The sequence below is a fragment of the Bradyrhizobium sp. JYMT SZCCT0428 genome (assembly GCF_018131075.1).
Taxonomy (GTDB): domain Bacteria; phylum Pseudomonadota; class Alphaproteobacteria; order Rhizobiales; family Xanthobacteraceae; genus Bradyrhizobium.
This window is the reverse complement of sequence record NZ_JAFCLS010000054.1, coordinates 27,327-49,541: the sequence shown is the minus strand read 5'-3', so window position 1 is coordinate 49,541 and position 22,215 is coordinate 27,327. Positions and strand designations below refer to the sequence as shown.

The window sequence follows — 22,215 nt, the reverse complement described above, 5'->3', positions numbered from 1 at the left end:
GTGCCCCACGTTGGTATCCTCAATTATGCTGCGGCTGATGATGCGCTAGTAACTGAGTTCCGAAGTGCGCTTCGAGAGCTCGGACACATCGATGGGCGCGAGTTCGTCGATGAAGGTGGGCTGATGTCATATGGTCCCAACGTGCCCGACATGGTGCGAAAAGCGGCTAGCTATGTCGATCGCATCATAAAGGGGGAGAAGCCCGGCGATCTGCCCATTGAGCAACCCGCTCGGCTGGAACTGATAGTGAACCTCAAGACTGCCAAGGCTCTCGGCTTTGACATCCCACCGACATTGCTGGCCGTCGTAGATTCGGTGATCGAATAGTTTGCGAGTTTTAATATTGGCACCCTTGAGGACACTGAGAATGTCAGTTCACCGGTTAGACCGACGTCGCAATCGGCCCTGTAGCTCGATCCATTTCTTGCAGCGACTATTAAAGTACCTCAGCGCGAACCTGGGCCACGCCGCGGTCCGTAATTCCTAAACTGCGCGCAGCGCCGAGTGAAAGGTCGAGGACCCGGCCGCGAACCCAGGGTCCCCGGTCGTTGATACGAACTACTACGGACTTGCTGCTCGCAAGATCAGTTACACGAACTCTTGTACCGAACGGTAGGTTGCGATGGGCAGCGGTCAGTGAATTCCGAATGAACGGGGCACCGCTCGCTGTTTTTCCTGTCGGATATGAATAGTAAGAGGCTTTTCCAGAAAAAACCCGGTTTGAAGATCGAGGGGCTGAGCGCTCTTCCGGACGACGAGCCGTCTCCGCTCCGGTCGGGGGTTGCTCAAGCGGAGGATCCTGTCTGGGCTGGTCCTGTGCCTCGGGTGCCGGTTCTGCGTGCGCTTTTGGAATGATAGACCATCGATCAAGAAAGGTCTGTGCTGAAGCAGAATCTACGTTTACGCACAACCAAACCGGTACTGATACGATTGCAACTATTCCAAAAATAGGGCGCATGGGACGGCCTCACAACAAATAGTACAAATGAATAACGCAAGCTGTTGAGGCTCTGTTCCTGTCATACAGGCGATGAAGGGATATATACCGATGCTTCCAACTCATACGTTTGGTGCTTTAGGCGCACCGCAGCAACAAACGCCTATTTCCGAGGTATTGCTTAAGTGAGAGTTTGTTGCTTCCTGATCCACGGCGAGGGAGTGAGAGTTAGATCAACCACGACTAGGCGCGACACCTTAGATCGATCCTCCCATCAATTAGGCATTGCTCCCGGCCTTACTGCACGCGCGCTTTATCTGTTGGCACTTTTCGACCTGACGCTTCCGGTGATAGGGGGAGAGCACGGGTTCGCCGCGCTGATTTTCTCGTTCGTCGTCCGTCGGAAAAGCTAGGCTAGGCGACACCAAGCCAGCCGCTGCATCTCGAACCAATCAGCGACGCGGCTCAAGGTAGAAGCGATCATGGCGCAGGGAGAAATGGGCATGACCTATTTTGATCTCGGTCCGTGCAGCCGCAAAGTCACAACGTCGTCGCCCGACACCCAGCTTTGGTTCGACCGAGGTCTCAACTGGACTCCGCCAGCGGACAGCCCAGAGCGACGATACGCGCTGCGCACGGTCAAGCAGCGGTTGCATCAGGCAACCTTCAGAGCAGCCGTAATCGGAGCATACGATGGTCGCTGTGCCCTTTCTGGCCTCCCTGAGGCCTTATTGCTCGACGCCGCTCACATCGTGGCCGACAAGACGATCTAGTCGGTCAACCTCTGGTCACCAACGGAATTCCTCTTTCCAAAATTCATCACGCGGCCTTCGATGCTCATTTGATCGGAATCCATCCTGATTTTCGTATGCACGTGTCAGATCGACTGCTCGGCCAAAATGACGGCCCGATGTTGGAAGCATTGAAAGAGCTAAATGGCCGGAATATTCGCCTGCCAGGCCCACAAGGGACCATCCTGACAAAAATCGACTTGCTGTGCGCTTCGAGCGCTTCAAGCAAGTCCCGTAGCTCGGTTCGCGTTAACCTCGGACTCTGACGATACGTGAGGTCAAGTCCGTAGCTAAGCTATGATTGTGTTGAAGCTGTCTGGGTTGAGAAATCTCACCTTCAGCTGCCATTCTGGGTCACCACCAGGGGCGTGGGAGCTTCGGACAGCTTGTTGCGCCGCATACAAAACGACTGCCAACCCCCGATCAGTTGTTCCCACATCTACGCCATTGACCCGGAGTGTTCCGCAGCGACGGCCGAAGTTGCGCATCCGTGCCTTCCGTCCCGGGCGCACACGAACACGCAATCTGCTGAAAGTCCGAACGGCCGCCGCTGACAAGTTCCAAGCCGCCTTTTAGCGGCTTCACCCTTCTGGCGCCCTGCTTCGCATCGCGCCCTATCCACTGTTTCGGGCGCAATCCCACCAGGCGAACGTTGGGCCTACCATCATCCAGACTAACCGTATCCCCGTCGATGACGCGCACCGAAATGGAAAAGGGGGGCGAGACCGAATGGGCTACCGGTAACTTGAGCTCAGCGGAAAGCTTCGGCGACGCTTGGACAGTCACGAAACCAATAAGGACACGCGCGGGTTTAACGGCGGCGTATAAGGCCCGGATCGCTCGTCCGAGACATGGTCACTCCTTGTTCACCAAGAGTTAACTACGGTAACCAAGCGGTTGTCCTGAACGCCTGAAAAGCGCATCAAACCTTGCGCGCAATGGTGGGAGCCAAGAACCCAAGACTTCATTATTCTTCAATAATACACTCGCATTGTGATGCGATGAACATCGCCGGGAACAAATGCAGCGAATATTTTTCGATGTTGTTTGCAGGCGATCTGCGGGCATTCGGCGGGCCCTCTCCGGACCAAGATACGGCCGGCCTAATTCGCTCCGAACAAATAAAAATTGTTCGGAGAAGCGCTCTAGGCATGCTGATTGCGAACGCCTGCAACGCGATGGTGCTGGCAATGGCTCTTTGGACGGGCCCCGATCGATGGTTGGCCGTTTCTTGGGCGAGCGTTGTTGTCAGCGCGGCGGTTTTTCTCGGCATCAAGGCAAACGCGAGTTGGCGTTCAACCCAACCGCAATTCGTATCACGAAGAGCCATGCACGGCCTCGTTCGAAACGCTTCGATACTCGGGTCCATTTGGGGCATCGTTCCGGTCGTTTTCTTCGCCGACGCCTCGAACGGCGGCCAGTTGGTGATAACTTGCTTATGTGCAGGAATGCTGGCCGGCGGCGCATTTGCTTTTGCGACGATCCCGATAGCAGCAATTGCTTTCACTTTCCCGATCCTTCTTGGGGTAGCGATCTTCATTGGGCAGAACGGCGATTTCGTCTATTCGTTGGTCGCCATCCTTACCGTGGTCTATGCCTTTGTGCTCTTGCGGATCGTCCTCGCCCATTCATTCGAGTTTGCAGAGCGCTTAATCGCTCAATTGCAGGCGGAAAGGGCCGTCAGGGAAGACACGCTCACCCGCCTACCCAATCGTTTGGCCTTTAACGAGCGACTAGATGAGTGTTTGAAAGGACTTCTTCCTGGACACGGCCAATTCGTCCTAGTGCTATTGGACCTCGATCACTTTAAGGAGGTGAACGACCAATTTGGGCATCCTGCAGGAGACGAACTCCTCGTCCAGATCGCCGCGCGTTTACGTCGATCCGCCCGCGCAATGGAAATGATGGCACGCCTGGGAGGCGATGAGTTCGCTATCATTGCGGAAGGCGCGGCTGAGCGGGAACAAGCGTTCGAACTGGCAGGTCGGTTGCAATCCATTTTTTCCGAACCCTTTTGGATTGATGATAAGCAAATCAAGGCGGCAGCTAGCATTGGCATCGCCTTGGCGCCTGGCGATGGCAGCACTGCCGCCCACCTACTTAAGCGGACTGATGCCGCGCTTTATCGCGCCAAGCGATTAGGGCGCGGCTCAATGTGCTTTCATGAAGCAAGCGACGATATCGCAGCTCGCGAGCATCAGGCGCTCAAACGCGAGCTGGCGCTAGCGATCGAGAATGATCAGCTTTTCCTTGTTTACCAGCCATTCTATGATCTGAGATTAGACCGCGTTACTGGATTCGAGGCTCTTCTTCGATGGCGGCACTCGACACGGGGGGTGATTGCTCCGCTCGACTTCATTCCCTTAGCCGAAGAGACGGGTCTTATTCATTCCATCGGAAACTGGGTGATACGGCGCGCCTGTGAAACTCTTGCAGAGTGGCCTTCCGACCTCCGAATTGCCGTTAATCTATCGGCTATCCAGCTTCAAAATGCTGGCGTTTTGAACACAGTCGTCTCTGCCCTTGCAGACAATCGGGTCCATGCCGGCCGGCTTGAGGTAGAACTAACTGAATCGATGCTGATATCAAATTATGAGGCCGCGTCGGGCATACTGAGCTCGATGCTAGCGCTCGGTGTCACCGTAGCTCTCGATGACTTTGGCACAGGCTATTCCTCACTCACCCATCTGCGCAAAATACCCTTCGACAGAATCAAGATAGACCGATCCTTCACGAATGAGATGCTCAACGATGACGGCTGCGCTGCGATTGTTAAGTCGATCATTCGGCTTGCCACAGATCTCAACATGAATGTTGTCGCCGAGGGCATCGAAACGCAGGAAGAGTTGAACTATTTGCGCGATAACGGGTGTGCAGAAGGTCAGGGATATTTTATTGGCAAGCCGATGCTGCCTGCCCAAGCCCTTGCTTTGATCGCCCGTGAGCTTCGCGGGCAGGATCAACTTTCTGCGCTCGGGCGGTGATTCGGGATCCCGGCTCCGCCAAAAAACCGTCACGCCGGCACATGCCGTTCAACTAGCGCCAGCCTTCCCACCTTGCCGCCTGAATAGCCGTCTGAGCTCTCCCGTAGGGCGGTGATCCCGAGCTCGCGGCGCTTGTCGTCCCATCTCCCTGGTAAAAACAGATTTCCAGATTTTTGACTGGCGAAAGGCGTGTCTTACGGCGATCCGCGGCAAATGACGGGTTTGGCCGACCATGGATCTGGACCCACGAGAGTTGAATCAACGGCGGCAGACCCTCGATTGATACTCGGCTGTCTACTGAAACTTGCGGTCTGGTAAAATCGACCCAGCTCTCGCTGGTGATCGATCAACGTGGTCCGGGCTGGTAGCGACACCTCTTTTCGGTGGACAGGCTTGTATCTCGCTCATACAGGCTTATAACATTGCTAGCACTCGCAGCTTGCGACTGCCAACCCCAAATAAAATCAACAAGTTAGGAGGATCTCATGAAATTTCGTCCGCTTCACGACCGCGTTGTGGTCAAGCGTATCGATGCTGAAGAGAAGACCGCAGGTGGCATCATCATTCCGGACAGTGCCAAGGAAAAGCCCTCGCAGGGCGAAATCGTCGCTGTGGGCCCGGGTGGCCGTGACGAAGCTGGCAAGTTGATTCCGATCGACCTCAAGGTCGGCGACCGCGTGCTGTTCGGCAAGTGGTCCGGCACCGAGGTCAAGATCGACGGCCAGGAGCTGCTGATCATGAAGGAAAGCGACATCATGGGCGTCCTTACCGACGTTCCCTCTGCCAAGAAGAAGGCCGCTTAAGCGCCAATCCGACAACATTTCAAGGAAACACATCATGGCTAGTAAAGAAGTTAGGTTCGGCGTTGAGGCGCGGGACAAGATGCTGCGCGGCGTCGACATTCTCAACAACGCGGTAAAGGTCACGCTCGGCCCCAAGGGCCGCAACGTAGTTCTCGATAAGTCGTTCGGCGCTCCCCGCATCACCAAGGACGGCGTCACCGTCGCCAAAGAAATTGAGCTCGACGACAAGTTCGAGAACATGGGCGCGCAAATGGTGCGCGAAGTCGCTTCCAAGTCCGCTGACGCGGCCGGCGACGGCACCACCACCGCGACCGTGCTGGCCGCCGCCATCATTAGGGAAGGCGCGAAGTCGGTTGCCGCTGGCATGAATCCGATGGATCTGAAGCGCGGTATCGATCTGGCGGTGGAAGCCGTCGTTGCCGACCTCGTCAAGAACTCCAAGAAGGTCACCTCGAACGAGGAAATCGCACAGGTCGGAACCATCTCGTCCAATGGCGACGTTGAAATCGGCAAGTTCCTGGCTGACGCCATGAAGAAGGTCGGCAATGAGGGCGTCATCACGGTTGAGGAAGCCAAGTCACTCGAGACCGAACTTGAGGTCGTCGAGGGCATGCAGTTCGACCGCGGCTACATCTCTCCCTACTTCGTCACCAACGCCGACAAGATGCGCGTTGAAATGGATGACGCCTACGTCCTGATCAACGAAAAGAAGCTTTCTCAGTTGAATGAACTGCTTCCGCTATTGGAAGCCGTGGTGCAAAGCGGCAAGCCGCTCGTGATTATCGCGGAAGACGTCGAAGGCGAAGCCCTCGCCACCCTCGTTGTCAACCGTCTGCGTGGCGGCCTCAAGGTTGCCGCGGTCAAGGCGCCGGGCTTCGGCGATCGCCGCAAGGCGATGCTGCAGGACATCGCGGTTCTGACCGGTGGTCAGGCGATCTCGGAAGATCTCGGCATCAAGATGGAGAACGTCACGCTCGCCATGCTCGGTCGCGCCAAGAAGGTGATGATCGACAAGGAAAACACCACCATCGTCAGCGGCGCTGGCAAGAAGGCCGACATCGAGGCGCGCGTTCAGCAGATCAAGGCGCAGATCGATGAAACCACCTCGGACTACGACCGGGAGAAGTTGCAGGAGCGTCTAGCCAAGCTCGCAGGCGGCGTCGCGGTGATCCGCGTCGGCGGCGCGACTGAAACCGAAGTGAAGGAGCGCAAGGATCGCGTCGATGATGCTATGCATGCAACCCGCGCGGCGGTTGAAGAAGGCATCGTGCCGGGTGGCGGCGTCGCCCTGCTGCGCGCCTCCCAGCATCTGAAGGGGCTGCGCACCAAGAACGACGACCAGAAGACCGGCGTCGAGATCGTCCGCAAGGCACTTTCTTGGCCCGCTCGCCAGATCGCGATCAACGCAGGCGAAGACGGCTCGGTCATCGTCGGCAAGATCCTCGAGAAGGATCAATACGCCTACGGCTTCGACTCGCAGACCGGCGAATACGTCAACCTGATCTCGAAGGGCATCATTGACCCGACCAAGGTGGTTCGCGTAGCGATCCAGAACGCAGCTTCGGTTGCGGCTCTGCTGATCACCACGGAAGCCATGGTGGCCGAAGTGCCGAAAAAGAACGCAGGCGCTGGCGGCATGCCTCCGGGCGGCGGCGGCATGGGCGGTATGGGCGGTATGGACTTCTGATTCCAACCGTTCCACGCTTAACAACAAGAAAGGCCCGGCAGCAGTGCTGGGCCTTTTGCTTTGGGACCGCAACTGAACTATGCGGCGTGGGGCGCGCCATTTCTGTTAAGGCGTCGTGCCCCTTTTCCGTCAATGAATTGGGCGCTGCCAGCTCTCGACCGGTCTTTGCACCAATTCCTTCCACTTCAAATATTGCATGAGAGCGTTTATCGAAGCGTGCGGTATGTCGAGTGCGTTTCTTAACTCCCGGATCCGCAATGACCGTGCATCTCGTATAAGCACCCATTTCTCGGCAATCGGTTAAGGCTAGTTGAGGCCGCAACACCGCTTGTATTTCCTTCCCGACCCGCATGGACATGGTTCGTTACGGTTTCCTCGCCAATGGGGCGGCCTAAATAGATTGCGCTGGGACGATCTACCGCGTTTACAAGCAAAAAAGCACCTTCTGTTTTCCCAATGTCGGTGTTCGAACCGAACCCATCCTGAACCGTCCGGGCCGATGAGCTTCACTCGCTAGCACTGATGCTATTCATAGGCTTTTCTCCAATTCGCTTTTGAACGCGTATTACAGTAGCGGCGTGCCATTTCCCGCCGGTTGGGGTCGCTATCTTGCGCTGATTTAGCGCCGCCGCCGTGGCTCGCGCGGACCGGCCCGCGAGTTCGGTCAAGATCGGACGCAACTGCTCTGCGCGTTCCATCGCCTCGTCGCGGTTCGCAATGCTCCTTGCGTTGAGTCCGCCCAGTTTAACGCCCTGAGCCTTTTTAGCAGCGAGCGCGTCCCGAGTGCGGCGGGAGATCATCGCCCGTTCTTTTTCAGCCAGCGCGGCGTACAGATGCAACATGAACGGGTCGGCATCGGCGCCCAACTCTGCGGCGATGAACGGCGTCTTGTGCGACATCAGCCCGCTGATGAAATGGACGTCTCGGCTCAGCCGATCCAGCTTGGCAACGATGATCGGCGCCTTGATCTTCTTTGCCGCTTTCAGCGCCGCCGCCAGTTGCGGTCGGCGATCGAGGGCATCCGCACCTTTACCGGTCTCGACCTCCTTGAAGGTCTGGACTAGGTCGTAGCCCTCGGCTTCGGCAAATCTGGCCAGCGTCGCTTGCTGGGCCTCGAGTCCAAGGCCCGATTTTCCCTGTCGCACGGTCGAAACGCGGATGTACGCAATGGCAGTTTTGGTCATGAGACTATAATCCTAAAATGTACAACACGGCAACCGGCGTTGGCGTGTTACAATCCGACTAACATACTGTAAATGAACGATTTTTTGTGAAAATTTTGTCAGGCGCGGGCGCCGCTGGGACGCCTTTGAGGCTCGGTGGTAAATTTCAGCGGTAGCCCCAAAAATTGCACCTGCAGGCCGCTGACGCCCCGACAAGGGGATCCTTGATGGGCGGCGGCCACCGGGGCGTCCCCAATTGGACGGGGCCGGGATGCCGGTTTCTGGCGCCACTGGCGCGAAGAATCCGAAGGTTGCCCTTAAAAGGGCGCCAGGCCCGAGCGGAGGCCAAACGGGCTGCCGTAGCCGCCGAGGAGCCTTACTTGTTCGTCCGCGCGCTTGCGTACGATTAGAGTCGTAGGTCTTAAAACGCCGTTGACGGGACCCGCCGTTCTGGCTCCCGCTACACCCACTCAAAACTCGAGTCGTAGGCCAGCTCGTCCACGGGCCAGAAGCACATGACAACTGCGTCAGCGAGGTTCGGCGAGCGCGTGCCCTCGGGGTGCTTATCGATGATCAACTTCATCCGGGTATTCCTGCTCATGGTCGGCTGGCTCAATTCTTTTTCGAGCGGCGGAGCAGGCGAAGCGTGGAAGGCAGGCTAATCAGTTCGTCGCGGTCGTATTTCACGCCGTCCCGGACAGCACGGTGCGTGCGCTCGAAGCGCAGACGCAGTTGCCACCACGCTTGCGCTTTCAAATTTCCATAGAAGTCCTTGTTAAGTGGAGACTCGTCGTCGTCCGCGATCACGCGGTCGTCGGGGTTGAGCACCGCAGCTCCAGCGTTCCAAGAAACGAGGTTGACGAACTTTGGCATCAAGTCGTCGTCGTTCAGGCGATTGCCCTCTGCCTTCACGCCAGCACCTACACCGACAGAGTCGTATTGAAGGCGGACACGTCGACGCTTTCGACCATAAGAAGAAACTCCGTCGAGCGCACGGCGAGTTGTAATGCCTGTATCTCGCTCACCCCACTGCTCAACGGACCGCAGGACAGTCGCCTCGCGGATCGCAAGTGCGTTTCTGTCCCCGCCACCGTCGGCCACGTCCAGTCCCGCGTAGCACGGGTCATTGTCCGCTTCCTCCCAGTTCAGCTTCTCGTGCGCGTCTATCGCGGACCGCACCCACTCGGCAGGGATCACCACGCCCTCGACCGAGGCGGAATAGTTTCGATCTACTTCCTGAGCGAACACGTGCAACAGACCAGCGTCGACGGCCAAGTGGCGGCGCTCGTCGTACCACGACTGTGACTTGTCGGGGTGGTCGGACCAGTCCATGATGAATACGTTGGTCTTGCCGCGCAGTGCTGGCTTGCCAGGCTCCCATTCCACACCGCCGTCACGCTTGCGGTGGAAAACGTTGCCGAGACCGTTCACGCTGCTGACGTCGATCTGCACGCGGGTGGTGTCGCCCAGTGCCGCTTCAATGGACTCAGGATGTTCGTAGTGGGCCGACTCGTCCTTGAAGTAAATCAAGGTGCGACCACCGCGCCCGATGTCATCTCCAGATTCCCCTGTGATCGATTCGCCTGAAGCAGCCCATATACGCATGAACGACATGTTGCCTTCATTGAATTTGATCGGCCAAAACTGCCGGGGAATAGAGCGCAATTGAAACCTGATCTTCTCGAAGATGGAACTCATGTCGCCAATGCGGTCAACGAGGGCTTCCTTGCGCGATCCCCAGCCGATCGTTGCGCCTGGCACGAACAGAAACAGCCAAACACTGAAGGATACACCAAGCCACGTTGCGCCCATGTCTCGGGACTTTTCAACGAGCCCGCCGGTTTCACCTTTCAAACATTCATACAAGAACTCGATGAAGTCGCGCTGACGAGGAAACAGGATGAGCGGTAACCGCGTCGGCTTGTCCGTGCCAGCATTGCGTGGGTCAAACGTCTGACACCAGTCTTCGATAAACTCGACGGGGCGCGTCCTGTAATATTCGATTGCGCCTACGATGTGCGCGGGCGAGCTGATCATGTCCTCGTAGCGAGCTTTGCGATCGAGCCAGACCCCGACGTAGTCCGGCGGCCAACTAGTTCTGCAGCATCATGTTCAATTACAGTAGGTGCAGAAAGCTGTTCGTGCGGTCGCTTCAATATCCGCATGTATGCTTCCATCGCGTCAGCGACCGTCATTGTGATCTGCGTTGGTAATACGCGCTCCATACTGCGATCCCTTATATCGAGTTGTCCGAGTCGTGGATGGCAATAAGGCGCAGCTCGGGAAGCATACTCAGCTCCAACTGCGTACGCCTTTGCAATGGCAGCCGCGTCCGGCTCGTCCTTCGCGATTTCCTCTTGAATGATCTTGTGTTGATGTGCGAGCGCCTTAAGCAGAAATGCCTTAGGCTCGATGCCCGCAACGCGCATGGCCTCTTCGCGGGCAGCCAAGCGTACGTTCTTGGACCCCCGTTTTCTGCCAGCACCAACTCGCTTGCCACCTCTGGGCATCAGATCAATCCGTTGATTGCTTGTGATTTTATACCAAACGGCAGGCAATTTGTAAGCAAACACGACCCGATGAATTGCGCGTGATCACAAAGGCACCTCAAGCGGCCACAAGGCGGGGGGATGGTTTTAGCCAACCCAAGCCAACCTGCTGGTTTTGCCGGTTACCCTACGGCCGCAGCAAACCAACCAATCTAACCATCCTAACCAACCCATCGGCATAGTTTGCTGGGCGTGTGTTTGCAATTGCGCCACAACACAGGGTGCCCACACCCTCACCATCATAGGGCACTTGGCGCACGTGCCTCAGGTTGGGTTGGGTTGGTTATTGCTAAGGCAGCACCCGCCCGTCGACCCACCTGAAGTACCCCCGCACCTGCTTGCCGCGGATGGTGACCTTATTGTTCCCCGGGCCGCGCTCCCAACCGGCGAGCTTCATGATGGTAGCAAGTTCCATGCTGTGCTTCTTGAGCTGCTGTCCCAGCGGGATACCCAATACGTGTGTCAGCAGGTCCGAGCTCGCCACGCGTTCCTGACCGTCCGCGCAGTAGATGATCTGTACGGTGGTGTCCAATTCCAACACGACGCGATCGGGAATTTCGGCGAGGACGTCCTCCCATGGGTGTGTCGCGCGTCTCTTTTCCTGTTCGTCGCGAGCCTTTGGCCACAACGCTTCATCGAGGGCGATGCTCTCACCCTCGGATTCGTATTTTGCAGCCTCCCCCCACAATTGCAGGCGGTCACGTCGCAGCAGATCGAGGTCGATTGCCTTCCGCACGGCCAGTGGCCAAAATCGGCGGTTGCCATCCTGCGATTGCAAATAGTCGTCGCTGTTGGTCGTTGCAATTTCGATCGAGTGTCTTGGTTGGCTGAGAACATAGTGCCCGTAAGCGGGGCGCGCTCGGTCAACTTGACGGCTGGCGAAGGCTTTCACATGCTCCACCTCGGCCTTGCGCATTCCCGCGAGGTCGGCGTTTTCATGTATCCAGACTCCAGAGAGTTGTTCCTGCACCTCGCGGCTACTCCGCCCGAGGATACTCTCGTCGGAAAAGTTCTCGTCGCCAGCAAGTACCCGCCAAGCCGTTGACTTGTTCCAACCCTCGGGACTTTCCATAACGATGATGGTGTCAAACTTACAGCCGGGACTTCGCGCGCGACGCACTGCGGCGATCATCGCCTTCCGTACGATGGCTCGATTGAGCGGCGTGTCGTCGCAGTTAAAATAGTCGACGGCCATCCGGTCGAGGCGCGCGACGCCGTCGTAGTTCTTCTCCGCCTCGTCGAGCATGTCGCACACGGGATTGAAGCAATGTTCGAGCGCTAACGACTTGACCGCGTCTCGGGTTGCCTTGTCTTCGAGGTCGACGCCCAAACGTTGCGACATTATCTGGCGCAGCATTATTATGCCGTCGTCCGTCACCTCTCCGACTAATTGCTTCAGCTCGTGTTGCAGGCCGTCACCGCTATATCCAAAGAACGTCTTATTATGGAAGGTATCGCGACTACACTCAACACCCAGCGCGGTTATGGCGAGTCGCGCGTTGTACATGGTCGGAAGGGGCGAGCCGTCTCTTCGGCGCTCGCGCCATGCCGGACCATCAGTCGAAGCTGTTACGTGCGCGGATTTCTCCCCCTTGTATCCGAGGATCTTTGCGATGGCCTTGGCGGATTTCTCGCCCCAGTCTTCTGTGAGCTTAGGAAAGCCGAATGAATGCTGTCCGTTGGCGTGAGCCTGGGCGGCGTCTCTTGCTGTCCGTCGGTTGTCATCCTCGGTCGGTTGGTCGCCAGCTTCGCGTGTGAGTACACCGACGAAGTCACCGATTTCCACGGGGCTCCAACCGCAACGCGCGAGAAAGCCGCCGACGGTGAGGGCTGCCTCGTGGCCGCTACCCTTTGGCCATTGCCGCATTAGAATCGCGCCGATCGCTATCTTCGTGATCGCTCGCTTTAGCGTTACGTAGTCCGATTTGGCGGGGGCATCATTTTTTACCCATTCGATCGTTTCTCCGCTGGGATGTGTGCTACCCGGGAAGACCGTCTGTGCAGCTGCGGTCCCTCCGCCCATGCGCAACTCGACGATGGTTTGCTTGTTTTCGTCCTTGAGCTGCTCGGTCGCCTTTTCGGGTGCATCGTCGATAAGGAAGAGATAATGGGATGACGGCTTGCTGGCTCTACCAAACACCGCCTCGGTCGGCGGTAAAAAGTAGGGGGCCAGTCTGACGGCCTCGGCACAGTCGAGATCAACGTCGGCCAAGCCATTAGATCTGGCCCCCAGTTGAACGCCGATGTTCTGCTCAGCGCCGTTAAAAAACCTAGCAGCATTATCCGCCGTGATTTCTAGTTTTTCCCATGCTTTAATTTTCGGCGCCTTTTGCTTATGGTCGATCGGGATGACAGCCAGACCTTGCGCAATGTAATCCTGCGCAATGCTGAGAATGCGTGACGTATCGGCGCTCATGATGACGCACCGCCTTCCGCAATCGCGGCCTCGACGATGGCCGACCAGGCGGACTGCGGCATCGGGCCGAAGTTGACGCCGAATCTCCATTCGATAGCGGCGCAGAACCGGCGGTAGCGGCGCAGTTTCCGATCCTGAATGGGCTCTTCGGTGCAGACGTCATCGATCGACACCAGCCATGCGGGCTTGCCGTACGGTCTGGGCCGGATGCCGGTAATTACCGGCATGGCCTGTATTGGGGCGAACGATTGTTGCGCCTGCGCGTTAATTGATGGTATGCTTGTTACGATCTCGCCCGCGAAGCGATCATCATCCCGAAGCCCGTTCGCTGCAATTGCAGTGGCGGGCTTCGCCGTATCTGGGAGTGTCACGAATCACGGCCTTGGCTTCGTTGTGCTCGGCGATACTGGCGTCGTGTGGGCCTTTTCGCGCTCGGCGACACGAGCGTTCCGCGCCGCAATTCGATCTTTTTGCCAAGCGACCAGATCGCATTCTAGCCACGCAACGGCGCGCCCAGAGTCGCTTAACGGCACCGGTTCAGGAAAATCACCTGCCTTGATCAACTCGTCGATCTGCGTGCGACCTAGTGGGATAAATTCCGTAAGGCCGCGTCTGCGAAACATTCTGTTGAGATGATTTGAATTGATCTCCCCAGAGCCGAGCTTATTGCTAGGGCAGCTGCTGGTATGATCCGTTGGCTTCACAATCGGTGTAGCCGTATCCAGAAGCTTAGCTTTCGTAGTCATGTTTTGCGCTCCGTTAACACCCAGCGGCGCTGTCCGGCTGGAACGAAGCAACCATCCAAAATTTAAAAGAAATGGTCACATGGTGGAAACGTATTATTTCTCCGTAGTTGTCCCCATGCTGATCCACTCATGATATTTGCGAGCCTCTGCGTCCGCGCTCGCTTCTATTTCTAATATTGAAAAGACCTCAGCTAGCCATTTGACGAACGGTCCACCTGCTTCACCACTGATCCGATCCACTATCCTGACTGGCTTTCGTCTGGTGCGCCGGTTGAAAATCGCGGCCGCGCATCTAGTCACCGCCTCAGCGGGCTTGTTGACTCTTCTACCGGTGGATTGTTCAAGGAACGGAACGGCGGGGAGACGAGTTATCGCATGCTTGGAAGCACCGGCTACGGATTGCGCTGTTTTATTGAGTATCCTGAGTTCGTGCGCGGGAAGGCTTACCTCTAACAGCTCACGAGATGTTTGGTGCATGCTTTCGATATGTTGTACGAGACGGGTCGAGAGCTTTGCTAAAGTTCTGATCTCGCTTTCGGTCTGTCTTTTGCTAGCAGGCGATTCAGATCTTTTCGTTGCAAATCGCTCGAGCACCACGGCGGTGCAGATAGCCACCACATCATTGTCCAAACTGGCCTCAGTGACTGTCTTTGGAGTTAATCTCAAAATAGAAGCCCTGAGCTTTTCTTTTACTTGGTTCGCGTCGTAAACGTCCTTTTTTAGGGCAGATTGCAGCTCGGGTTTCCAGGCGTTGGTAGTGAGCCTTGTGGACGGTTCTTAGTCGCGAACACCTCGTCAGCCCGCTTGCCGATTGCCTTATTAATGCGTGCGCGGCTCAAGGCCGATCGGAACGACTCTGACTTGGCGGTGCGACCCGATTGTTGGCCGCCGCTCCGTGTCTTGCTGCTCATCGTCCCGCAGCCCTTATCGGCCTGACATTGCTTTCCGCCGTGTCAACCGGTTTCGCCATGCAATGCTTCGTCCAGTCGGCCATGAGGCGCGCACGCTTGGCTAACAAATCGCCGCGTCGATATGCGGCCTCCACCTTATTGCCAACTACGTGTGCGAGTGCCATTTCGACGACGTGATTGGGATAGCTGGTCCGCTCCGCCGCCCAATCCCGAAAGGAAGACCGGAAGCCATGGACTGTAATGTCGAGCCGACCCATTCGCTTCAATACCTCGGCCATCGCCATATTTGAGATCGGAACGCCCTTGCGGCCGCCGGGAAATACAAAATTCCCTTCACGCGGCAGCGCTTTCAAAATATCAACACTACGGCCAGTCAGTGGCACTCGATGTTCCTTTTTGGCCTTCATGCGCTCAGCTGGGATGGTCCACAGCTTTGTATCCAGATCAATCTCCGACCAGCGACTGCCGATGGCTTCACCTGTCCGACTGGCGTTCAGGATAGTGAACTCCAAGGCCCTCGCGGCGATGCCATCGCGAGCTGCGAGCTCAGCCATAAAATTGGGTAGTTCAGCAAAGGGCAGCGCCGCGTGGTGTTGGACTTTCGCGATTGTATTGCGCGCGGGGAGGGCGTGAACCAGGTTGCCGTCCCACGCAGCGGGGTTTTCTCCCGCCCGATAGCCACGTGTCTTCGCAAAGTCGAGAACGGCTTCAATTCGGCCGCGCACGCGGCTCGCGGTCTCGGTTTTCGTGTACCAGATAGGCTCGATCGCCTTGAGCACCAACGCCTTGTCGATCGCTGCCACCGGCAGCTTTTCCAGCACTGGGTACGCGTACATCTTCATTGTCGAGAGAAATTGCGCGCTGTGTTTTGCGTTGTTCCACTTGCGTGAATGAAACTTGTAATATTGCTCCGTGCATTCCTGAAAGGTGACATTTGCGGCCGCAGCCAGGACGCGCTCGGCGGCCTGGCTGGCGCGCTCCTCATTTCGGGCATCGAGCGGGTCAATCCCATCCTTCAAGAGTTGCCGCGCCTTGCGGGCGCGCTCCCGGGCCTCATCCAGCGTGAAGTCATCAACTGGTCCAAGGCCCATGGCGCGCTCGCGTCCACCCCGCTCGTAGCGCAGCAGCCACGAGCGGGCACCGGTCGGCGTTACCTGGAGATAGAGGCCCCTGCCGTCGCCGTAGCGGCCCGGCTCAGTGAGTTTCGCGACCTGCCTAGTGGTCAATGCCATTGCAATTCCCTGTTATAAACCCCCGGCTAGACTCCCGGCTCGGCTATACCGGTGCTTACCGACCAATATCGGGGCAAAACGGGCAAGAACAAGCGGGAAACCGCTATGGCGCAAGACTTTTCGCGGCCGAGCCGCCGGGGCTTTTCGGACCTCTTCGGGGCTTGCCGGACGCTAAAACGGCGGCCTCCCTCTCCGCCACGACGTACGACCAAGTAATTGATTCTATAGACAAATCTTACTGGATGGACCGCAGGGTCCCCAAAATGATTCCCATCCGTCACTAGCAGCGGCATGCAACGTGCTGGGTACGAAAAAATCACCCTGCCGCCAAATCACTAGTTGAGATGAGTGATCGCACACCTAATAGTTGGGTTTTCATTGGAGGCGGCCATGGATTTGGATGCATTTATACTGCGTGTGCGCAACAGCAAGCAGTTTGACCACTTTTATCACTTCACGGACAAGAAGAACCTAGCAACCATCAAAACTGACGGCCTCCTTTGCACCAGTGAACTTAGGAAGCTCGGTCGCTTGGAAGGAATCACAACCGGAGGCGACGCAAACAGTCTCGCAAGCGATATTACCTCGGGAACGGATCAGTTCGTTTGTTTGTGCCTTACGACCAACCATCCGATGTGCTTTCGAGCGACGGAACGCGGGCTCGATCCCATTTATCTCTCCATTGATCCTGACGTAATAAAGCTACCCGGAGTCATGATTACCAATGCACCCTCCAATCAAGGCGGAGTCGAAAAAGTGGCTGCGTCGATTGCGTTGGATCGCCTAATACACTCTTCATTCATTGAACACATCGATAACAAGCTCGACTTTGTGCTCTTCCTCGCTCCGCCCTCAAAAGAAGACCGAGAGAAGATCATGTGGAATCAAGTTTTGAAGAAAAATCAGAAACGTGAACCCATCGAACAACTCTTGTTCGTTTCCTCCGAGGAGGGCGATCCGGCTCTAATTTCTATCCGGGACATGGTGCAAGTATCAACAAAAGTAGCCGACAAGGTCATTGAGACATGCAGCGAACAAAGAATTTTTCTGGAGCTTGATTATCGGGGTTCAGACTGATTCGGAGCCGGTCGGACGACAATTTAAGATGCTGACCCAAGGTTGTTCGCCCACTTCGCCAGGCAAGACGGAGCAAAGTGAGCAGAGGTCGTCCCAGGATAAGGCCGGCATTGGTGATCGCTTTTGTGATCGGCGTGAAAAGTCTTGTGACGAACCATCAATTCATAGAGTCGCTTCCGGCGCGGCGCGTCTTCCAATTCCAACACTAGAGCGTCTTCACGTCGCGCCACCGGCCACGCCATAGACCACAAATCGTGGCGCGGCGCCGCTAGCAGCGCTCGGTGCGCTCAAATTCATAATGTTCGATTTGCGAGATCAACTGATCAGTGGAAGCCGTTTTCGGAACCAGTTATCCTTGCCCAGCTGCGTCATTCTGACCCGTCGGGCAAATCACTTCCGATTTTCAGAAGTTAAGTCAAGCCCCAAAATAAAAAATATTCCTCTTCCCATCCACCCCAAATCATCTGCACATAAATAGCCATCCCGTCCCACTCAGAGGGGCGTTGGCCATCGTCACAACGAGGGGCGGGGATGCGGTGGACGCTGATGTTGCGATTGACGGTCGCGGCTGAGGCGTACGGCAAAAGCGTGTGGTCCTGGCGCCCGTAACGGCGTCAAGCTCCGAGGAAGCTAACGCTTCCGAGGGGTGACGGTGGCAATAGAGGCCGTCTCACCGGCGAGAGCGCGTCATAAGCCGTAAAGCCACTGCGCAGGGAATGTCGGATGTTCTCCGCTGCCCTGTATGCTCGTGTGCAGCTTCTTAGCACTAATCGCACACGAGACCGCGGGTGCAGCGCGCATCCGGCATTCCCTGCGCCCTCTCTTTTCGAGAGGCGCGAACGTAACGTACAAACCTTGAGCGCTATCCGCGCTGCGGGATCGCAGATTTGCGTCCGTTGCGATGCGTTTGAGCCGCTCAGGTATTGGCTGATGTCGTTCGTCGGAATACTTTAATTCTCCCCATGGAGGCGGATTCTTGCTGGCGTAGCGCAGCGGCCTGAACCGGAGAAAATGCCATGTCAGCGACCATCCGGCCGGCCACCATGAAGGGGCCCGCGATTTTTCTGGCGCAGTTCATCGGCGATGATCCGCCGTTTGACAGCTTCGATGCCATCTGCGGCTGGGCGGCATCGCTTGGGTACAAGGGCGTTCAGGTCCCGACCTCCGATCCACGCCTGATCGATCTCGACAAGGCCGCCGCCTCTCAAACCTATTGCGACGAGATTGCCGGCGCGGCGGCGAGCCATGGTCTGGTGATCACGGAATTGTCCACCCATTTGCAGGGACAGCTCGTCGCGGTCCATCCGGCGTACAACGAAGCCTTCGACGCTTTTGCGCCGCCTTCCGTCAGGGGCAGGCCGAACGAACGTCAGGTCTGGGCGGCGGATCAAATGATGAAGGCGGCGCAGGCGTCTCGCCGCCTCGGCCTTAGCGGCAGCGTCAGCTTCACCGGCGCGTTGGCCTGGCCGTTCCTTTATCCCTGGCCGCAGCGGCCGCCGGGCCTGATCGAGGCGGCGTTCGACGAACTCGCGCGTCGCTGGCGTCCGATTCTTGATGCCTATGAGGACGCGGGCGTCGACCTCTGCTACGAGATCCATCCAGGCGAGGACGTTTGCGACGGCATCACCTTTGAGATGTTCTACGAGCGCACCGGCAATCATCCGCGTTGCGCGATCAATTACGATCCGTCGCACTTCGTCCTGCAGCAACTGGACTATCTGGCCTTCATCGATATTTACGCCGAGCGCATTCGCGCCTTCCACGTCAAGGACGCGGAGTTCAATCCGACCGGGCGGCAGGGCGTCTATTCGGGCTTCCAGTCCTGGATCAATCGCGCCGGCCGCTTTCGTTCGCTCGGCGACGGACAGGTCGACTTCAAGGCGATCTTCTCGCGGCTGGCTGCCATCGGATTCGACCGCTGGGCGGTGCTGGAGTGGGAATGCTGCCTGAAAAACGCGGAGGACGGCGCACGCGAAGGCGCTACCTTTATCCGCGATCACATCATCCGCGTCACCGATCGAGCCTTCGATGATTTTGCGGGCGGCGCCAGCGACGATGCGCAGGTCCGGCGGACATTGGGCCTCAGTTGAGCACCGGAACAGATCGATGGAGCGCGCGACATGGCTGAACCACGCATTCGACTGGGAATGGTAGGCGGCGGGGAAGGCGCCTTCATCGGCGCCGTCCACCGTATCGCCGCGCGTCTGGATGATCGTTACGAACTCGTCGCCGGCGCGCTTTCGGCCTCGCCCGACAGAGCGATCCGATCGGCGGCGACGATCGGCCTTCCATCCGATCGATCCTATCCTGACTTCCGGACCATGGCGCAGGCCGAGGCCGCGCGAGGTGACGGTATCGAAGCGGTTGCGATCGTCACGCCAAACCATATGCACGCACCGGTCGCCGACGCCTTCCTGGATGCGGGTGTTCACATCATCTGCGACAAACCGTTGACGACAACCCTTGAGGAGGCGCGCCGCTTGCGCGACAAGGCGCGCGCGAGCGGACGGATATTTGCCGTCACCTATAATTATTCCGGCTATCCGCTGGTCCGGCATGCACGCGCCATGGTTCAGGGCGGCGAACTCGGCGCTGTCAGGATCGTGCAGGTCGAATACCCGCAGGATTGGCTGGCCGATCCGCTTGAGGCCACGGGTCAGAAGCAGGCCGACTGGCGTACCGATCCGGCGCGCGCTGGTGCCGGCGGCTGCGTCGGCGACATCGGTACCCACGCCTATCAGCTGGCGCACTTTGTCACCGGGATAATGCCTGAGCAGATTTTGGCCGAGACGACCATCTTCGTGCCGGGCCGCCGTGTCGATGACAATGTGCAAATTCTGCTGCGCTACAAGAACGGGGCGCGGGGCGCCTTGTGGGCGAGCCAGGTTGCCCCCGGAAACGATAACGGGCTGCGGTTACGGATCTTCGGCGAGAAGGGCGGTCTGGACTGGCGACAGGAAGAACCGAACCGTCTTGTCTGGTCGCCGCTCGGTGAGGCGCCACGCCTGGTACGCCGCGGTGCAACGTCCGTGAATGCCGCCGGTCAGCGCGTCAGTCGTACGCCATCTGGCCATCCCGAGGGATATCTGGAAGCGTTCGCGACGATCTATGCCGAAGTGGCCGCAGCTATTGTGGCCAGGCGTGCCGCTTCCGTTGCTGATCCGGCAGTGACGTTTCCAACGATCGAGGATGGCTTTGCCGGTGTCGCGATGGTGGATGCCGTGTTGCGCTCGAGCGCAGCCGGAGGGGTCTGGATGCCAGTTGAATTGTGAACGCACCGACGCGCCGGCATTGCTGTCGCGTGGTGCGTTGGCCTTTCGCAGCGCGGTGAAGAGGAATTGGGTAATCAACACGTACCTATCCCAACAGTCTCAAACCGCTCAGCGGATAAGTAATAGATGCGATCGGGCAGGGGAGCTTGCCATCGGACAGATGCTGCGCTGCCCGCGCATGACAGCGTCCGCGAAAATGAGACGCTTGGATATTGGCGGCTTGGGCTTTGATCGGCAGCTTTCCTGAAGGCGCCCGCAAGGGGCGCGTCAGGAGACGCACATGAGGAAGGTCCGGCGTGGTCGCCGGATTCGCTCTTCCGCGTCAGAGGGAGGACAACAATGCGCAAGTCTTTGCTTGGCGCCGTCGCGGTGGCTGCCCTTATGCTGCCCGGCGCAGCTCTCGCCCAGAGCGGCACCATCAAGATCGGCATTCTGGTAGCGCTGGAAGGCGCCTTCGCGACCGGTGGCCAGGATGGTGTCCGAAATGTCGAACTGGCTCTCAAGCAGGTGAACAACACCATTGCCGGCAAGAAGATTGAAACCGTCGTCGCTCCGACGGATACCAAACCCGACACAACGGTCCGTATGGCGCGCAAGCTTATCGAGCAGGACAAGGTCGACTTCATCATCGGCCCGCTTTCCGGCTCGGAAGGCATCGCCATGCGCGACTTCGCCAAGACCATCCCCGACAAGGTGGTGATCAACGGCATTTCCGGCGCGCTCGAGACGACATGGGTCGATCCGGCGGCGAACTTCTATCGCTTCAACCTCGACGGCTCGCAATGGGGCTACGGCCTCGGCGGCTACGTCGTGAAGACGAAGGGCTGGAAGAAGGTTGCAACGATCGCAGCCGATTACTCGTTCGGCTACACGAACTTCATGGGTTTTGCGGTGGACTTCTGTAAGTCGGGCGGCGACATCGTCCAGCGCTTCTGGCAGCCGCTCGGCCAATCGGACTTCGGCGGGATCATCGCGCAGCTGCCGGACAATGTGGATGCGATCTATCTGGGCCTTGGCGGCACGGATGCGATCAACTTCCTCAATCAGTACCAGCAGGCCGGTGAAAAGACCCGCCTGATCGGCGGCACCATCATGGCCGACCAGACGGTTCTGACGGCGAAAGGTAAAGCGAAAGACGTGCTGAAGGGCACGCCGACCTCCGGCCCCTTCGCTGCCGACAATACCGACCCGGCATGGACCTCGTATGTGAAGCTCTATCAGGACACCTTCCCCGCCGCCCAGCGCCTGCCGTCGCCGTCGCTGTTCGGTCTGGGCTACTACGTCGCCACGCAGGCCGCCATTAAAGGGCTCGAAGCGGCCGGGGGCGATCTGTCGAACGGTCAGGCAAAGTTCAAGGAAGCGCTCAACAAGCTTCAGCTCGACAGCCCGATCGGCAAGATCACGCTGAACGAAAACCGGCAGGCGACCGGAACGGTCTTCGTCAACGAAGTGGTCGATGGACCGGACGGCAACTTGACCAGCAAGATGGTCGCCAAGACCGAGAACGTGAACCAGACGCTCGGCATGACGACGGCTCAGTTCAAGGCCCTGGGGCTGCCGGCGCGCGATGCGGTTGACTGCGCCAAGCTGCGCGCGGGCGGCTGAGCGCGCCTGCCCCTGATGTCATCTTCGGTGGCCGGCGCTGTC

The 22,215-nt window shown here is 57.9% G+C and carries 21 protein-coding genes; 10 read left to right on the top strand and 11 right to left on the bottom strand.

Going from position 1 to position 22,215, the window contains the following annotated elements; genetic code table 11:
• Positions 1–327: ABC transporter substrate binding protein (locus tag JQ575_RS36545; protein WP_283842682.1), on the top strand; the 327-nt coding region annotated here is incomplete at its 5' end.
• 109 nt (positions 328–436) lie between these two features.
• Here JQ575_RS36545 and JQ575_RS46690 read toward each other — a convergent pair.
• Entirely contained in the window at positions 437–958 is a 522-nt protein-coding gene (locus JQ575_RS46690; RefSeq protein ID WP_212038052.1) for a septal ring lytic transglycosylase RlpA family protein, read from the bottom strand.
• A 482-nt stretch (positions 959–1,440) separates the two neighbouring features.
• On the opposite strand from JQ575_RS46690, the gene JQ575_RS36535 reads away from it, so the two are divergent.
• The 5 genes from JQ575_RS36535 (at position 1,441) to groL (ending at position 7,202) form a co-directional block, all read left to right on the top strand.
• Positions 1,441–1,710, top strand: coding sequence for a hypothetical protein (locus tag JQ575_RS36535; protein ID WP_212038051.1), 270 nt, complete (start codon positions 1,441–1,443; stop codon positions 1,708–1,710).
• Entirely contained in the window at positions 1,668–1,994 is a 327-nt protein-coding gene (locus tag JQ575_RS46685) for an HNH endonuclease (RefSeq protein ID WP_409364861.1), read from the top strand. The genes JQ575_RS36535 and JQ575_RS46685 overlap by 43 nt, the downstream gene beginning before the upstream one ends.
• 735 nt (positions 1,995–2,729) lie before the next feature.
• Complete coding sequence (locus JQ575_RS36530; protein WP_212038050.1) at positions 2,730–4,712, top strand: bifunctional diguanylate cyclase/phosphodiesterase; 1,983 nt, start codon at positions 2,730–2,732, stop codon at positions 4,710–4,712.
• Positions 4,713–5,197: 485 nt separating this feature from the next.
• Entirely contained in the window at positions 5,198–5,515 is a 318-nt protein-coding gene (locus JQ575_RS36525) for a co-chaperone GroES (RefSeq protein ID WP_212038049.1), read from the top strand.
• 34 nt (positions 5,516–5,549) lie between these two features.
• Entirely contained in the window at positions 5,550–7,202 is a 1,653-nt protein-coding gene (gene groL / locus JQ575_RS36520; RefSeq protein WP_212038048.1) for a chaperonin GroEL, read from the top strand.
• A gap of 306 nt (positions 7,203–7,508) precedes the next feature.
• Here groL and JQ575_RS46680 read toward each other — a convergent pair whose 3' ends face one another.
• The 10 genes from JQ575_RS46680 to JQ575_RS36475 all read right to left on the bottom strand — a co-directional run bounded on the left by JQ575_RS46680 (position 7,509) and on the right by JQ575_RS36475 (position 16,219).
• Positions 7,509–7,712 (bottom strand): SEC-C metal-binding domain-containing protein, encoded by a 204-nt coding sequence (locus tag JQ575_RS46680; RefSeq protein ID WP_212038047.1) that lies wholly within the window; start codon positions 7,710–7,712, stop codon positions 7,509–7,511.
• Positions 7,709–8,386, bottom strand: coding sequence for a recombinase family protein (locus tag JQ575_RS36510; RefSeq protein WP_212038046.1), 678 nt, complete (start codon positions 8,384–8,386; stop codon positions 7,709–7,711). Before JQ575_RS36510 ends, JQ575_RS46680 begins: the two co-directional genes overlap by 4 nt.
• Positions 8,387–8,825: 439 nt before the next feature.
• On the bottom strand, positions 8,826–8,948 hold the full coding sequence (locus JQ575_RS45880) for a hypothetical protein (RefSeq protein WP_283842681.1): 123 nt from the start codon (positions 8,946–8,948) through the stop codon (positions 8,826–8,828).
• Between the two features lie 29 nt (positions 8,949–8,977).
• Positions 8,978–10,402, bottom strand: a complete 1,425-nt coding sequence (locus tag JQ575_RS36505; RefSeq protein WP_212038045.1) for a hypothetical protein — start codon at positions 10,400–10,402, stop codon at positions 8,978–8,980.
• The gene (locus JQ575_RS36500; protein WP_212038044.1) at positions 10,399–10,815 is read right to left on the bottom strand and encodes a hypothetical protein; all 417 of its coding nucleotides are present in this window, start codon (positions 10,813–10,815) and stop codon (positions 10,399–10,401) included. The genes JQ575_RS36505 and JQ575_RS36500 overlap by 4 nt, the downstream gene beginning before the upstream one ends.
• A gap of 388 nt (positions 10,816–11,203) precedes the next feature.
• The gene (locus JQ575_RS36495) at positions 11,204–13,330 is read right to left on the bottom strand and encodes a VapE domain-containing protein (RefSeq protein WP_212038043.1); all 2,127 of its coding nucleotides are present in this window, start codon (positions 13,328–13,330) and stop codon (positions 11,204–11,206) included.
• Positions 13,327–13,557: a hypothetical protein gene (locus tag JQ575_RS36490; RefSeq protein ID WP_212038042.1), complete on the bottom strand. Its 231-nt coding sequence runs from the start codon at positions 13,555–13,557 to the stop codon at positions 13,327–13,329. The genes JQ575_RS36495 and JQ575_RS36490 overlap by 4 nt, the downstream gene beginning before the upstream one ends.
• 147 nt (positions 13,558–13,704) lie before the next feature.
• A complete protein-coding gene (locus JQ575_RS36485; RefSeq protein ID WP_212038041.1) occupies positions 13,705–14,076 on the bottom strand; it encodes an AlpA family transcriptional regulator in 372 nt (123 codons plus the stop codon).
• 93 nt (positions 14,077–14,169) lie between these two features.
• A complete protein-coding gene (locus tag JQ575_RS36480; protein WP_212038040.1) occupies positions 14,170–14,706 on the bottom strand; it encodes a hypothetical protein in 537 nt (178 codons plus the stop codon).
• Positions 14,707–14,983: 277 nt separating this feature from the next.
• On the bottom strand, positions 14,984–16,219 hold the full coding sequence (locus JQ575_RS36475) for a site-specific integrase (RefSeq protein WP_212038039.1): 1,236 nt from the start codon (positions 16,217–16,219) through the stop codon (positions 14,984–14,986).
• A gap of 390 nt (positions 16,220–16,609) precedes the next feature.
• Here JQ575_RS36475 and JQ575_RS36470 point away from each other — a divergent pair, with 390 nt between their 5' ends.
• From JQ575_RS36470 to JQ575_RS36455, 4 genes are all read left to right on the top strand, one after another.
• Positions 16,610–17,296: a DarT ssDNA thymidine ADP-ribosyltransferase family protein gene (locus JQ575_RS36470; protein ID WP_212038038.1), complete on the top strand. Its 687-nt coding sequence runs from the start codon at positions 16,610–16,612 to the stop codon at positions 17,294–17,296.
• A gap of 1,016 nt (positions 17,297–18,312) precedes the next feature.
• Positions 18,313–19,386, top strand: coding sequence for a sugar phosphate isomerase/epimerase (locus JQ575_RS36465; protein ID WP_249167146.1), 1,074 nt, complete (start codon positions 18,313–18,315; stop codon positions 19,384–19,386).
• Positions 19,387–19,416: 30 nt separating this feature from the next.
• Positions 19,417–20,568, top strand: coding sequence for a Gfo/Idh/MocA family protein (locus tag JQ575_RS36460; RefSeq protein ID WP_212038037.1), 1,152 nt, complete (start codon positions 19,417–19,419; stop codon positions 20,566–20,568).
• A 339-nt stretch (positions 20,569–20,907) separates the two neighbouring features.
• Complete coding sequence (locus JQ575_RS36455; protein ID WP_211995594.1) at positions 20,908–22,173, top strand: ABC transporter substrate-binding protein; 1,266 nt, start codon at positions 20,908–20,910, stop codon at positions 22,171–22,173.
• Positions 22,174–22,215 lie beyond the last annotated feature (42 nt).

Bases quoted from the DNA above. Each gene is read 5' to 3' on its own strand.
- JQ575_RS36505 (WP_212038045.1), bottom strand. From the start codon at position 10,402: ATGATCAGCTCGCCCGCGCACATCGTAGGCGCAATCGAATATTACAGG.
- JQ575_RS36495 (WP_212038043.1), bottom strand. From the start codon at position 13,330: ATGAGCGCCGATACGTCACGCATTCTCAGCATTGCGCAGGATTACATT.
- JQ575_RS36530 (WP_212038050.1), top strand. From the start codon at position 2,730: ATGAACATCGCCGGGAACAAATGCAGCGAATATTTTTCGATGTTGTTT.
- JQ575_RS45880 (WP_283842681.1), bottom strand. From the start codon at position 8,948: ATGAAGTTGATCATCGATAAGCACCCCGAGGGCACGCGCTCGCCGAAC.
- JQ575_RS36510 (WP_212038046.1), bottom strand. From the start codon at position 8,386: ATGACCAAAACTGCCATTGCGTACATCCGCGTTTCGACCGTGCGACAG.
- JQ575_RS36525 (WP_212038049.1), top strand. From the start codon at position 5,198: ATGAAATTTCGTCCGCTTCACGACCGCGTTGTGGTCAAGCGTATCGAT.
- JQ575_RS36535 (WP_212038051.1), top strand. From the start codon at position 1,441: ATGACCTATTTTGATCTCGGTCCGTGCAGCCGCAAAGTCACAACGTCG.
- groL (WP_212038048.1), top strand. From the start codon at position 5,550: ATGGCTAGTAAAGAAGTTAGGTTCGGCGTTGAGGCGCGGGACAAGATG.
- JQ575_RS36485 (WP_212038041.1), bottom strand. From the start codon at position 14,076: ATGACTACGAAAGCTAAGCTTCTGGATACGGCTACACCGATTGTGAAG.
- JQ575_RS36470 (WP_212038038.1), top strand. From the start codon at position 16,610: ATGGATTTGGATGCATTTATACTGCGTGTGCGCAACAGCAAGCAGTTT.
- JQ575_RS36490 (WP_212038042.1), bottom strand. From the start codon at position 13,557: ATGCCGGTAATTACCGGCATCCGGCCCAGACCGTACGGCAAGCCCGCA.
- JQ575_RS36475 (WP_212038039.1), bottom strand. From the start codon at position 16,219: ATGGCATTGACCACTAGGCAGGTCGCGAAACTCACTGAGCCGGGCCGC.
- JQ575_RS36465 (WP_249167146.1), top strand. From the start codon at position 18,313: ATGTCAGCGACCATCCGGCCGGCCACCATGAAGGGGCCCGCGATTTTT.
- JQ575_RS46690 (WP_212038052.1), bottom strand. From the start codon at position 958: ATGCGCCCTATTTTTGGAATAGTTGCAATCGTATCAGTACCGGTTTGG.
- JQ575_RS36455 (WP_211995594.1), top strand. From the start codon at position 20,908: ATGCGCAAGTCTTTGCTTGGCGCCGTCGCGGTGGCTGCCCTTATGCTG.
- JQ575_RS36460 (WP_212038037.1), top strand. From the start codon at position 19,417: ATGGCTGAACCACGCATTCGACTGGGAATGGTAGGCGGCGGGGAAGGC.